This window comes from Apibacter sp. B3935 (assembly GCF_009827705.1).
GTDB lineage: Bacteria > Bacteroidota > Bacteroidia > Flavobacteriales > Weeksellaceae > Apibacter.
The window spans coordinates 256,219-269,304 of record NZ_WINL01000002.1; the positions used below are offsets into that span (position 1 = coordinate 256,219).

Below are 13,086 nucleotides of genomic sequence, written 5' to 3' on the forward strand. Positions count from 1 at the left end.
GTTATTTAAAAAAAATTGAGTATATTTGCACTCATTTTTGGAAATATAAACAAACATATTTATCATGGCAAAAGAAACTTTTCAGCGTACCAAACCACATCTTAATATAGGTACAATCGGTCACGTAGACCACGGAAAAACGACTTTAACAGCTGCTATTACAAAAGTATTAGCAGAAAAAGGGTTAGCAGAAAAAAGAGATTTCTCTCAAATTGATGCAGCTCCTGAAGAAAAAGAAAGAGGGATCACAATCAATACTGCACACGTAGAATATCAAACAGAAAACCGTCACTATGCACACGTTGACTGTCCGGGGCATGCTGACTATGTAAAAAACATGGTTACCGGTGCTGCTCAAATGGACGGAGCTATTCTAGTAGTTGCTGCAACAGATGGACCTATGCCTCAAACAAGAGAGCACATCTTGTTATGTCGTCAGGTAAACGTACCTAAAATCGTTGTATTCATGAACAAAGTGGATATGGTTGACGATCCTGAATTATTAGACTTAGTTGAAATGGAAGTAAGAGAATTATTATCTTCTTACGATTATGACGGAGATAACACTCCTGTTATCCAAGGTTCTGCTTTAGGTGCACTTAACGGAGATCCAAAATGGGTTGCTACTGTTGATGAATTAATGGCAGCAGTTGATAACTGGATTGATTTACCGGTACGTGACCAAGATAAACCATTCTTAATGCCAATCGAAGACGTTTTCTCTATTACAGGTCGTGGAACTGTAGCTACAGGACGTATTGAAGCCGGAGTTATTAACTCAGGTGAAGCTGTAGATATCGTTGGTATGGGAGATGAAAAATTAACATCTACTGTAACCGGAGTTGAAATGTTTAGAAAAATATTAGATAGAGGTGAAGCCGGAGATAATGTTGGATTATTATTAAGAGGTATTGAAAAAACTGATATCCGTCGTGGTATGGTTATCGCTAAACCGGGTTCAATCACTCCTCACAAAAAATTCAAAGCAGAGGTTTATATCTTAACTAAAGAAGAAGGTGGACGTCACACTCCATTCCACAATAACTACCGTCCTCAATTCTACGTTAGAACTACTGACGTAACCGGTACAATTACTTTACCGGAGGGAACTGAAATGGTAATGCCTGGTGATAACTTAACTATTACAGTTGAATTACACCAACCAATCGCACTTAACAACGGTTTAAGATTCGCTATCCGTGAAGGTGGTAGAACTGTTGGTGCAGGTCAGGTAACTGAGATTTTAGATTAATTTAAATAAAATCATAACAAAAGAAAGAACTTAAAGTTCTTTCTTTTTTAAGCGGGTGTAGCTCAGCTGGTAGAGCAGTGGTCTCCAAAACCAAAGGTCGTGAGTTCGAATCTTTCCGCCCGCGCAAAATAATAATAAATGAACGGACTCATTAAGTATTTAAAGGGCGCAATAGAAGAATTTAAAGATCACGTCGAGTGGCCTAAATGGTCCGATCTGCAATCCTCAACAACTGTTGTAGCGATTACATCGATCATTTTGGCTATGTTCTGCTTTGGTGTAGATTGGATTTTTGCTAAAGCGCTTCAGAATATTTATTCTATATTAATAGGATTAAAATCTTAATATTAGGAAGCGATGGATGAAATGAAATGGTATGTACTGAAAACGATCAGTGGGCAAGAATCTAAGGTGAAAATGTATATTGAAAATGAAGTTTTAAGATACGAACATCTTAAAAAAAATCTTGGCCAAGTAGTTGTACCTATGGAAAAAGTAGTACAAATTAGAAACGGAAAAAAAATTCGTAAAGAAAAAGTCTATTATCCCGGTTATGTTATGGTTGAAGCTAATTTAATTGGTGAATTACCACATACTATAAAGAATATTCCCGGTGTAATTAGTTTTTTAAGTGCTACTAAAGGAGGAGATCCACTTCCAATGAGACGAAGCGAAGTGAGTAGAATGTTCGGTAAAATGGATGAATTATCAGAATCTGAAGATACCGTAAACATTCCCTTTGTATTTGGTGAAACCGTGAAAGTTATTGATGGACCATTTAATGGTTTTAATGGAACCATCGAAAAAATAAATGAAGAGAAAAGAAAATTAGATGTGATGGTGTTGATTTTCGGAAGAAAAACCCCCATTGAATTAAGTTTCTCTCAAGTAGAAAAAATATAGGCTGCTTCCACAGATATAAATAAAACATTTTTAAGTAAAAATTAAAATGGCAAAAAAAATTTTTAAAATGGTAAAACTCCAGGTGAAAGGAGGTCAAGCAAATCCTTCACCACCAGTAGGACCTGCATTAGGTGCTGCCGGGGTTAACATTATGGAGTTTTGTAAACAATTTAATGCCCGAACACAAGAAAAGCAAGGACAAGTATTACCGGTTATCATTACTGTATATGAGGATAAATCTTTTGACTTTGTAGTTAAAACTCCTCCTGTAACCGTTCAACTTTTAGCAGCTTCTAAAGCTAAAAAAGGTTCCGGCGAACCAAACAGAGATAAGGTAGCATCCGTTACTTGGAGCCAAGTACAACAAATTGCTGAAGATAAAATGGTAGATTTAAATTGCTTTACTATAGAATCAGCAGTTAGCATGGTTGCAGGTACAGCAAGATCTATGGGTATTAGAGTAACTGGGCAAAATCCCTTTAATAATTAATTGTAGGAATCATGGCAGTTTTAACGAAAAAACAAAAAGCAGTAGTTGCTAAAGTAGATAAATCAAAACTTTATACATTAGAGGAAGCTTCCAATTTAGTTAAAGAAGTTAATTATACTAAATTTGATGCATCCGTTGATATAGCTGTACGTTTAGGAGTAGATCCACGTAAGGCTAATCAAATGGTGCGTGGAGTTGTATCCTTACCTCATGGTACAGGTAAAGAAACTCGCGTTTTAGCTTTAGTTACTCCCGATAAGGAAGAAGAAGCTAAAAACGCAGGTGCTGATTATGTAGGTTTGGATGATTATCTACAAAAAATAAAAGATGGATGGACAGATGTTGATGTAATTGTTACTCAACCTCAAGTAATGGGTAAATTAGGTCCTTTAGGAAGAGTTTTAGGTCCTCGTGGATTAATGCCCAATCCTAAAACCGGAACAGTTACCACTGAAATAGGAAAAGCAATTTCAGAAGTGAAAGCAGGTAAAATAGATTTTAAAGTAGATAAATACGGAATTGTACATGCTGCAATAGGTAAAGTATCTTTCGATGCAAAAAATATTCAAGAGAATGCACAAGAAATTATTTCTACTTTAATAAAATTAAAACCTCAGGCAGCAAAAGGAGTTTATGTGAAAAGTATATACCTATCCTCTACTATGAGTCCGGGTATTGCTATTGATCCTAAAGGTATTAACTAATTTTAATTTTACCAAAACATGACAAAACAAGAAAAAACAGAGGTAATTAAAGAATTACAGGAAGTACTTGAAAGTACAAATGTATTATATATAGCTGATACTGATGGATTAAATGCACAACAGACTTCAGAACTAAGAAGAGCTTGTTTCAAAGGTGAAATTTCTATGAAAGTTGTTAAAAACACCCTTCTTAGAAAAGCAATGGAAAATGTAGAAGATAAAGATTTTTCAGGTGTTTTTGAAAGTCTAAAAGGAAACTCTACTATTTTCATTTCAGAAAAAGGAAATGCTCCGGCTAAATTAATACAAAATTTCAGAAAGAAAACTGAAAAACCATTATTAAAAGCTGCTTGGATTGATTCTGCAGTATTTGTAGGAGATGCTCAATTAGAAACATTGGCAAATCTTAAATCCAGAGAAGAGCTTATTGGAGAAATTATTGGATTACTTCAATCTCCAATTAAAAATGTTGTTTCTGCCCTTAAATCCGGTGGGAATACCATTGCCGGTTTGGTTAAAACCTTATCTGAAAAAGAAGAATAATTTCACACTCATAATAAATAGTTGTTAAACAAAAATTAAAACAAAATTAAAAATGGCAGATTTAAAACAATTAGCTGAAACTCTAGTAAATTTAACAGTAAAAGAAGTTAATGAATTAGCTGAAATATTAAAAGAAGAATACGGTATTGAACCTGCTGCTGCTGCTGTAGCTATGGCTGCACCTGTTGCTGGTGCTGATGCTGGTGCTGCTGAAGAAAAAACAGAATTCGATGTTATTCTTAAAGCTGCAGGAGCTAACAAATTAGCTGTTGTTAAATTAGTTAAAGATCTTACAGGTAAAGGTCTAAAAGAAGCTAAAGATGCTGTAGATGGAGCTCCTACTCCAATTAAAGAAGGAGTAGCTAAAGACGAAGCAGAAAGTCTTAAAAAACAGCTTGAAGAAGCTGGAGCTGAAGTTGAATTGAAATAATTCATTCTACCTAAAAATAAAGGTTTAGGCCTCCAATTTAACATTGGTAAGGTCTAAGCCTATTTGTGTTTTAAAGATTTTAATATATCATATGAGTAAATCATTGGCGTCAAAAACTCAAAACCCTAAGAGATTTAGTTTCTCTCACTCTAAAGGACAAATTGAATTTCCTGATTTCCTGGATATACAGGTTAAATCATTTCAGGATTTTTTTCAATTAGAAACTCGTCCTGATCAAAGAAAAAACGAAGGACTTTTTAAAACGTTTACTGAAAATTTTCCTATTTCCGATACTAGGAATCAGTTCGTTTTAGAATTTTTAGATTATTTTGTTGATCCTCCAAAATACTCTATTGAAGAATGCATTGAAAGAGGATTAACTTATAGTGTACCACTTAAAGCACGTCTTAAATTATATTGTACCGACCCCGAACATGAAGATTTTGAAACAGTAGTTCAAGATGTATATTTAGGGCCTATTCCTTATATGACACCAAGCGGTTCGTTTATTATAAACGGTGCTGAAAGAGTTATGGTATCCCAATTACATCGTTCACCTGGTGTATTTTTTGGACAATCTTATCATGCCAACGGTGCTAAATTATATTCTTCCAGAATTATTCCATTTAAAGGATCTTGGATGGAATTTGCTACCGATATCAACGGCGTGATGTATGCTTACATTGACAGAAAGAAAAAACTTCCGATGACAACCTTGCTTCGTGCAATCGGTTATCAAAGTGATAAAGATATATTAGAAATATTTGATCTTGCAGAAGAAGTAAAAGTAAATAAATCCAACCTTAAAAAGATGTTAGGAAGGACTCTAGCTGCAAGAGTTTTAAATACTTGGTTTGAGGACTTTGTTGATGAAGACACCGGTGAGGTGGTTTCTATTGAAAGAAATGAAATTATCCTTGACCGTGAAACTGTTTTAGAAAAGGAACATCTTGATTTAATCATAGATTCCGGAATTAAAACTATTTTAGTTCATAAAGAAAACAGTAATGAATTCTCAATAATTCACAACACATTACAAAAAGACTCTACCAATTCCGAAAAAGAAGCTGTAGAATATATCTATCGTCAATTACGTAATGCCGAACCACCTGATGAAGAAACGGCTAGAGGAATTATCGATAAATTATTCTTCTCTGATGCTCGATATTCTTTAGGTGAAGTAGGTCGTTATCGTATTAATAAAAAGTTAGGATTAAATATATCAGAAGATATTCAAGTTTTAACAAAAGACGATATTATCGCAATTGTTAAATATTTAATTGAATTAATCAACTCAAAAGCTGAAGTTGATGATATCGATCACTTATCTAACCGTCGTGTTAAAACTGTTGGTGAACAATTAGCCGGTCAATTTGGTGTAGGTTTAGCTCGTATGGCTCGAACCATTAAAGAAAGAATGAACGTTCGTGATAACGAAGTGTTCACTCCTATTGACTTGATCAATGCTAAAACCTTAACTTCAGTTATCAACTCTTTCTTTGGAACTAATCAGTTATCTCAATTCATGGATCAAACCAATCCATTATCTGAGGTTACCCATAAAAGACGTATGTCTGCATTAGGTCCTGGTGGTTTATCAAGAGAAAGAGCCGGATTTGAAGTGCGAGACGTACACTACACTCACTACGGTAGAATTTGTCCTATCGAAACTCCGGAAGGACCTAACATCGGTTTGATATCTTCTTTAGGCTGTTACGCTAGAATCAATGACTTAGGATTTATGGAAACCCCATACAGAAAAGTTGTTGATGGTAAAGTAGATTTAGAATCCGAGCCTCAATATTTAACTGCGGAAGAGGAAGAAGGAAAAATTATTGCTCAAGCGAACATTAATATGGACAGCGACGGTAAAATTCTTGATGAGAGAATCGTTGCCAGAGAGGAAGCTGATTATCCGGTTGTTGAACCTGATAAGGTGGATCTGATGGATGTTGCAGCTAATCAAATTACAGGTATTTCCGCTTCATTAATTCCTTTCCTTGAGCACGATGATGCGAACCGCGCTTTGATGGGTTCAAACATGATGCGTCAAGCAGTACCCTTATTGAAACCTCAAGCTCCGATTGTAGGAACCGGTTTAGAATTTCAAGTAGCTAAAGATTCGCGTATCTTAATTAATGCAGAAGGTGAAGGAGTAGTAGAATATGTGGATGCTAATATTATTACTATAAAATACGACAGAACCGAAGAAGAAGAATTAGTTAGCTTTGATTCTGCAAGTAAAACATATAAATTAACGAAATTCAGAAAAACCAATCAAAGTACTTCTATAACGCTTAAACCAATCGTTAAAGCAGGTGATAGAGTTTCTAAAGGTCAAGTTTTAACTGAAGGTTATGCTACCGAAGATGGAGAACTTGCTTTAGGTAGAAACCTATTAGTAGCTTTCATGCCTTGGAAAGGATATAACTTTGAGGATGCGATTGTTATTAATCAAAGAGCAGTTAGCGAAGACTGGTTTACTTCTATTCACGTAGACGAATATTCTTTAGAAGTTCGTGATACCAAATTAGGTATGGAAGAACTTACACCGGATATTCCAAACGTAAGTGAAGAAGCTACTAAAGACCTTGATGAAAACGGGATGATCCGTATTGGAGCAGAAGTTAAACCCGGAGATATTTTAGTAGGAAAAATTACTCCTAAAGGAGAATCTGACCCAACTTCAGAAGAAAAATTACTTCGTGCCATATTCGGGGATAAAGCCGGAGATGTAAAAGATGCTTCTCTAAAAGCAGAACCTTCTTTAAAAGGTGTGGTAATTAATAAAAAATTATTTACACGTAACATTAAAGACAAACGTAAAAGAGGAGACGAAAAATTAAAAATTGAACAATTAGAAGCTGAATTTAAAGTAAAGCTTAATGATTTAAAAAATCAACTATTAGAGAAATTATATGTCCTTCTAAATGGTAAAACTTCTCAAGGAATCTATAATGATTTAAATGAAGAAGTAATACCAAAAGGAGTTAAATTCACTCAAAAGCTTTTATCTAGTATTGATGACTATTTTAATTTAGCTGGAGAAAATTGGACTTTAGATGATAACAAAAACAATTCTATTAAAGAATTGCTTCACAACTATAAAATAAAACATAACGATTTACTAGGTTCTCTAAATAGAGAAAGACATACTATTTCTGTTGGAGATGAATTACCGGCCGGTATCGTTAAATTGGCAAAAGTTTATATTGCTAAAAAACGTAAACTAAATGTTGGAGATAAAATGGCAGGTCGTCACGGTAACAAAGGTATTGTTGCTAGAATAGTACGTGATGAAGATATGCCATTCCTAGAAGACGGAACACCGGTAGATATTGTCCTTAACCCATTAGGGGTACCTTCCCGTATGAACATTGGACAGATTTACGAAACAATTTTAGGATGGTGCGGTAAAAAATTAGGTAAAAAATTCGCAACTCCTATCTTCGATGGAGCTACTTCCGAGCAAATCGATGAACTTACAAAAGAAGCAGGAGTACCTCAATGGGGAACTACTTATTTATATGATGGAGGAACCGGAGAACGTTTTGAGCAAAAAGCAACTGTGGGAGTTATCTATATGTTGAAATTAGGACATATGGTTGATGACAAAATGCACGCACGTTCAATCGGACCATACTCATTAATTACTCAACAACCATTAGGAGGTAAAGCTCAATTTGGAGGTCAGAGATTCGGAGAAATGGAGGTTTGGGCTTTAGAAGCTTTCGGAGCATCAAACATTCTAAGAGAAATTATAACAATTAAATCTGATGATGTAATAGGTAGAGCTAAAGCCTATGAATCAATTGTTAAAGGTGAACCAATGCCGGAACCGGGTATACCTGAATCATTTAATGTATTCTTACATGAATTACAAGGTTTAGGGTTGGATGTAAGATTGGAAGAATAAATATTTCTTTCTTAACTCTTAATAAATTTAAATTTTTTTCAATTTAATTGATTACAAAATAATGGCAGTTAAACAAAGAACTAGCAAATTTAGTAAAATTATAATCGGATTAGCTTCTCCGGAAAGTATATTACAACAATCTAGAGGAGAGGTTTTAAAACCTGAAACAATCAATTATCGGACTCATAAACCTGAACGAGACGGTTTGTTTTGTGAAAGAATATTCGGTCCGGTAAAGGACTACGAATGTGCTTGTGGGAAATATAAAAGAATACGTTACAAAGGAATTGTTTGTGATCGATGTGGAGTTGAAGTAACGGAAAAAAAAGTTAGACGTGAAAGAATCGGACATATCAACTTAGTAGTGCCTGTGGCACATATCTGGTATTTCCGTTCATTACCCAATAAAATTGGATATTTATTAGGTATTCCATCCAAAAAACTGGATATGATTATCTACAACGAACGTTTTGTAGTAATTCAAGCCGGAATAGCTAAAAAATTAAATGGTGAAGAATTAGAACATCTTGAATTTTTAACGGAAGAAGAATATTTAGATATATTAGAAACTCTTCCTATTGAAAATCAATATTTAGATGATTCTGATCCGAATAAATTTGTTGCCAAAATGGGAGCAGAATGTTTGGAAGAACTTTTAAAGAGAACAGATTTAGATGCTTTATCTTATGAATTAAGACATAAAGCCAATAATGAATCTTCCAAACAAAGAAGAACAGAAGCGTTAAAACGATTACAAGTAGTTGAATCTTTCAGAGATGCTAATTCCAATGGTCGCATTAACAGACCGGAATGGATGATCATGAGAGTGATACCTGTAATTCCACCGGACTTACGTCCGTTAGTTCCCTTAGATGGAGGGCGTTTTGCTACTTCTGACTTAAATGATTTATATCGTAGGGTTATTATCAGAAACAATCGTTTAAAACGATTAATTGAAATTAAAGCCCCTGAAGTAATTTTACGTAATGAGAAGCGTATGCTTCAGGAAGCTGTTGATTCTTTATTTGATAATACCAGAAAATCATCTGCGGTTAAATCTGAATCTAACAGACCTTTAAAATCTCTGTCTGATTCCTTAAAAGGAAAACAAGGACGTTTCCGTCAAAACTTATTAGGTAAACGTGTGGATTATTCTGCTCGTTCGGTAATTGTTGTAGGTCCTTCCCTTCAACTTCATGAGTGCGGACTTCCTAAAGATATGGCTGCAGAGCTTTATAAACCTTTTATCATTCGTAAATTAATTGAAAGAGGAATTGTAAAAACTGTAAAATCTGCCAAGAGAATTATTGAAAGAAAAGAGCCGGTAGTTTACGATATCCTGGAAAATGTAATGAAAGGACATCCGGTATTGTTGAACCGTGCCCCTACTCTTCACCGTTTAGGTATTCAAGCATTTCAACCTAGAATGATTGAAGGAAAAGCTATTCGTCTTCACCCGTTAGTTTGTACTGCGTTTAATGCAGACTTTGACGGTGACCAAATGGCAGTGCATTTACCTTTAGGACCTGAAGCTATTTTGGAAGCTCAATTATTGATGTTAGCTTCTCAAAACATTTTAAATCCGGCTAACGGATCTCCTATTCAAGTACCTTCACAAGATATGGTTTTAGGATTATATTATATGACTAAACCATTAACACCTACGGACGAAATTAAAGTTAAAGGACACGGATCTATTTTCTATTCTTCAGAAGAGGTAGACATTGCTTATAATGAGAAAGCAGTAGATTTAAATGCTATCATTAAAGTAAAAGCAACAGTTGTAGAAGGTGAAGAATTAGTTGAAAAAATGATTGAAACTACTGTAGGGCGCGTGTTATTTAACAAAATCGTACCTAAAAAAGTAGGTTTCATCAATGAAGTATTGACTAAAAAATCATTACGTAACATTATCGGTACCATATTACAAAGAACCGATTTCCCTACCACAGCTAAGTTTTTGGATGATATGAAAACTTTAGGATATGCAACTGCATTTAAAGGTGGATTATCATTTAGCTTAGGTGATATTAAAACTCCTGAAGAAAAGAAAATCATGATTCAGGAAGCGAATGAACAAGTGGATGGGATCAGAGCTAACTATAATATGGGATTAATTACCAATAATGAAAGATATAATCAGGTAATTGATGTTTGGACTAATACCAATGCACGATTAACAGATTTAATCATGCAACGAATGAAAACCGACAAAGGTGGATTCAACTCTGTATATATGATGCTTGACTCCGGTGCACGGGGATCTAAAGAACAGATTCGTCAGTTAGCAGGTATGCGTGGATTGATGGCAAAACCTCAAAAAGCGGGATCTTCCGGAGGTGAAATTATTGAAAACCCTATTATCTCTAATTTCCGCGAAGGACTTTCCATCCTTGAGTACTTTATTTCTACTCACGGGGCTCGTAAGGGTCTTGCAGATACTGCATTAAAAACCGCTGACGCAGGTTATTTGACTCGTCGTTTAGTGGATGTGGCTCAAGATGTTATTATTAATGAACAAGATTGTGGAACTTTAAGAGGTATCGAAATTTCTCCGTTGAAGAAAAATGACGAAATTGTTGAACCATTATCTGAAAGAATTTTAGGACGTGTATCTCTTCATGATGTATACCATCCTGATACAGATGAGCTATTAATTGAAGCGGATCAAATGATAACTTCCGAAATAGCTAAATTAATTCAACAATCCGGAATAGAATCAGTGGAAGTTCGTTCGCCTTTAACTTGTGAATCTAAAAAAGGTATTTGTGCTAAATGTTATGGTGTAAACCTTTCAACCAATAAATTAATCAACAAAGGAGAAGCGGTTGGAGTTATTGCAGCTCAATCTATCGGTGAACCGGGTACACAGCTTACCTTAAGAACCTTCCACGTGGGAGGTACTGCAGGAAACGTTGCAGAAGTTAGCAGCATTGTTGCTAAAAGAGACGGAAAAGTTGAATTTGATGATATTAGAACTGTTGAAAGTGAAGACGAAAACGGAAATAAAGTTTCAATCGTTGTTTCTCGTTCTACAGAATTTAAATTATTAAATGCGGAAGGAAACATTCAAATGCTTACCAACATCCCGTATGGTTCTACTTTATTAGTTGAATCTGGTGATGAAGTTAAGAAAGGAGATATCATTTGTAAATGGGATCCGTATAATGCAATTATACTTTCTGAAACTGCCGGTAAGATCGAATACGAACAAATTGAGCAAGGTTCCACTTATCAACTAGAAATAGACGAACAAACCGGATTTGAAGAAAAAGTAATTTCAGAATCTAGAAATAAAAAATTAATTCCTACCTTAAAAATATTAGATACTAAAGGGAATGAGTTAAAATCAATTAACTTACCGGTTGGTGCACACCTTATCGTAAATGATGGTGAAAAAATTAAGGCAGGAAGAATCTTAGTAAAGATACCAAGAAGATCAGCTAAAGCTGGGGATATTACAGGTGGTTTACCACGTGTTACCGAGCTGTTTGAAGCACGAAATCCTTCCAATCCGGCTGTTGTTTCAGAAATTGACGGTGTAGTTAGTTACGGTAAAATTAAGAGAGGTAATCGAGAAATAGTTATTGAGTCTAAAACCGGTGAAATTAAAAGATATTTGGTTAAATTATCTAATCAGATTCTTGTACAGGAAAATGACTTCGTACATGCTGGAGATGCCTTATCTGACGGTGCTATAACTCCGAACGATATTCTTAACATCAAAGGGCCTACTGCCGTTCAGGAATATTTAGTAAATGAAATTCAAGAAGTATACCGATTACAAGGGGTAAAAATCGATGATAAACATTTCGAAATTATTGTTCGTCAAATGATGACTAAAGTAGAAATTGTTGATTGCGGTGATACTAAATTCTTAGAAGGTAATCTTGAACATAAGATTGACTTTATTGAGGAAAATGATCGTATTTTCGGAATGAAAGTTATTACTGATCCCGGAGACAGTTTGGAATTAAAAGCGGGACAAATCATTACTTCAAGAGAACTTCGTGATGAAAATTCTAAATTGAAACGTGAAGATAAGAAATTGGTTGAAGCCAGAGAAGCGCTTCCGGCTACTGCCAGTCCTGTACTACAAGGTATTACAAGAGCATCTTTACAAACTAAATCATTTATCTCTGCAGCATCTTTCCAAGAAACAACTAAAGTTTTAAATGAAGCTGCTGTTGCCGGTAAAGTTGATTACTTAAACGGATTGAAAGAAAATGTAATTGTAGGACACAGAATCCCTGCCGGTACCGGTTTAACTGAATATCAACACGTAGTTGTAGGTTCGAATAAGGAATTTGAGGAAATGATAACCGAAAAAATTTAACCAAAAACTAATTCGAAATGGAAAATCAAAATCAGAATCAACAAGACTTAAATATTGAATTGACGGATGAGGTAGCTTCCGGGGTATTTTCAAATTTGGCATTAATAAATCATTCTCCGACTGAGTTCGTAGTAGATTTTATACAAATAATGCCGGGGGTCCCTAAGGCTAAAGTTAAATCAAGAATCATTTTAACTCCTGAACATGCGAAACGATTATTAACAGCTTTAACTGATAATATTCAAAAATTCGAACAACAATTTGGTGCAGTTAAAGATGATACCTACCATTTAAATTTTGGTCCTAAAGGTCAAGCTTAAATAATCTAAAAGTCAACAAATTATTTATAATAATAATGAAGCCGAGGTAAACCCTCGGCTTTTTTTGTTAATGGTTTAATAGTTTACATCATAAAAGGCCGATATTTTTATAATATAGACGACTAAATACAGGAATTAATTTGTGAATTATGTAATTATTTAACAATTATTTTACGATAATTAAAAAATATA

At 34.6% G+C, this 13,086-nt stretch carries 10 protein-coding genes and 1 tRNA gene; all 11 read left to right on the forward strand.

Annotated features, from left to right (window positions below; all coding sequences use genetic code 11):
* Nucleotides 1-64: 64 nt before the first annotated feature.
* The 11 genes from tuf (at nucleotide 65) to GFV00_RS04085 (ending at nucleotide 12,894) form a co-directional block, all read left to right on the forward strand.
* The gene (gene tuf, locus GFV00_RS04035) at nucleotides 65-1,252 is read left to right on the forward strand and encodes an elongation factor Tu (protein WP_105298061.1); all 1,188 of its coding nucleotides are present in this window, start codon (nucleotides 65-67) and stop codon (nucleotides 1,250-1,252) included.
* A gap of 51 nt (nucleotides 1,253-1,303) precedes the next feature.
* Nucleotides 1,304-1,376, forward strand: a tRNA-Trp gene (locus GFV00_RS04040).
* Nucleotides 1,377-1,390: 14 nt separating this feature from the next.
* On the forward strand, nucleotides 1,391-1,597 hold the full coding sequence (secE, locus tag GFV00_RS04045; RefSeq protein WP_105298062.1) for a preprotein translocase subunit SecE: 207 nt from the start codon (nucleotides 1,391-1,393) through the stop codon (nucleotides 1,595-1,597).
* A gap of 12 nt (nucleotides 1,598-1,609) precedes the next feature.
* Nucleotides 1,610-2,155 (forward strand): transcription termination/antitermination protein NusG, encoded by a 546-nt coding sequence (gene nusG, locus GFV00_RS04050; protein ID WP_105298063.1) that lies wholly within the window; start codon nucleotides 1,610-1,612, stop codon nucleotides 2,153-2,155.
* Between the two features lie 46 nt (nucleotides 2,156-2,201).
* Entirely contained in the window at nucleotides 2,202-2,645 is a 444-nt protein-coding gene (gene rplK, locus GFV00_RS04055) for a 50S ribosomal protein L11 (RefSeq protein ID WP_105298064.1), read from the forward strand.
* A gap of 11 nt (nucleotides 2,646-2,656) precedes the next feature.
* Nucleotides 2,657-3,349: a 50S ribosomal protein L1 gene (gene rplA / locus GFV00_RS04060; protein ID WP_105298065.1), complete on the forward strand. Its 693-nt coding sequence runs from the start codon at nucleotides 2,657-2,659 to the stop codon at nucleotides 3,347-3,349.
* 18 nt (nucleotides 3,350-3,367) lie between these two features.
* Entirely contained in the window at nucleotides 3,368-3,892 is a 525-nt protein-coding gene (gene rplJ / locus GFV00_RS04065; RefSeq protein WP_105298066.1) for a 50S ribosomal protein L10, read from the forward strand.
* Between the two features lie 52 nt (nucleotides 3,893-3,944).
* Complete coding sequence (gene rplL / locus GFV00_RS04070) at nucleotides 3,945-4,322, forward strand: 50S ribosomal protein L7/L12 (RefSeq protein ID WP_105298067.1); 378 nt, start codon at nucleotides 3,945-3,947, stop codon at nucleotides 4,320-4,322.
* 91 nt (nucleotides 4,323-4,413) lie between these two features.
* Entirely contained in the window at nucleotides 4,414-8,238 is a 3,825-nt protein-coding gene (gene rpoB / locus GFV00_RS04075; RefSeq protein WP_160557119.1) for a DNA-directed RNA polymerase subunit beta, read from the forward strand.
* 61 nt (nucleotides 8,239-8,299) lie between these two features.
* Nucleotides 8,300-12,574 carry a DNA-directed RNA polymerase subunit beta' gene (rpoC, locus tag GFV00_RS04080; RefSeq protein ID WP_160557118.1) on the forward strand — a complete coding sequence of 1,425 codons (4,275 nt, stop codon included), beginning with the start codon at nucleotides 8,300-8,302 and terminating at the stop codon, nucleotides 12,572-12,574.
* A 17-nt stretch (nucleotides 12,575-12,591) separates the two neighbouring features.
* A complete protein-coding gene (locus GFV00_RS04085; protein ID WP_105298070.1) occupies nucleotides 12,592-12,894 on the forward strand; it encodes a DUF3467 domain-containing protein in 303 nt (100 codons plus the stop codon).
* Nucleotides 12,895-13,086: the final 192 nt, after the last annotated feature.

Bases quoted from the DNA above. Each gene is read 5' to 3' on its own strand.
- tuf (WP_105298061.1), top strand. From the start codon at position 65: ATGGCAAAAGAAACTTTTCAGCGTACCAAACCACATCTTAATATAGGT.
- secE (WP_105298062.1), top strand. From the start codon at position 1,391: ATGAACGGACTCATTAAGTATTTAAAGGGCGCAATAGAAGAATTTAAA.
- nusG (WP_105298063.1), top strand. From the start codon at position 1,610: ATGGATGAAATGAAATGGTATGTACTGAAAACGATCAGTGGGCAAGAA.
- rplK (WP_105298064.1), top strand. From the start codon at position 2,202: ATGGCAAAAAAAATTTTTAAAATGGTAAAACTCCAGGTGAAAGGAGGT.
- rplA (WP_105298065.1), top strand. From the start codon at position 2,657: ATGGCAGTTTTAACGAAAAAACAAAAAGCAGTAGTTGCTAAAGTAGAT.
- rplJ (WP_105298066.1), top strand. From the start codon at position 3,368: ATGACAAAACAAGAAAAAACAGAGGTAATTAAAGAATTACAGGAAGTA.
- rplL (WP_105298067.1), top strand. From the start codon at position 3,945: ATGGCAGATTTAAAACAATTAGCTGAAACTCTAGTAAATTTAACAGTA.
- rpoB (WP_160557119.1), top strand. From the start codon at position 4,414: ATGAGTAAATCATTGGCGTCAAAAACTCAAAACCCTAAGAGATTTAGT.
- rpoC (WP_160557118.1), top strand. From the start codon at position 8,300: ATGGCAGTTAAACAAAGAACTAGCAAATTTAGTAAAATTATAATCGGA.
- GFV00_RS04085 (WP_105298070.1), top strand. From the start codon at position 12,592: ATGGAAAATCAAAATCAGAATCAACAAGACTTAAATATTGAATTGACG.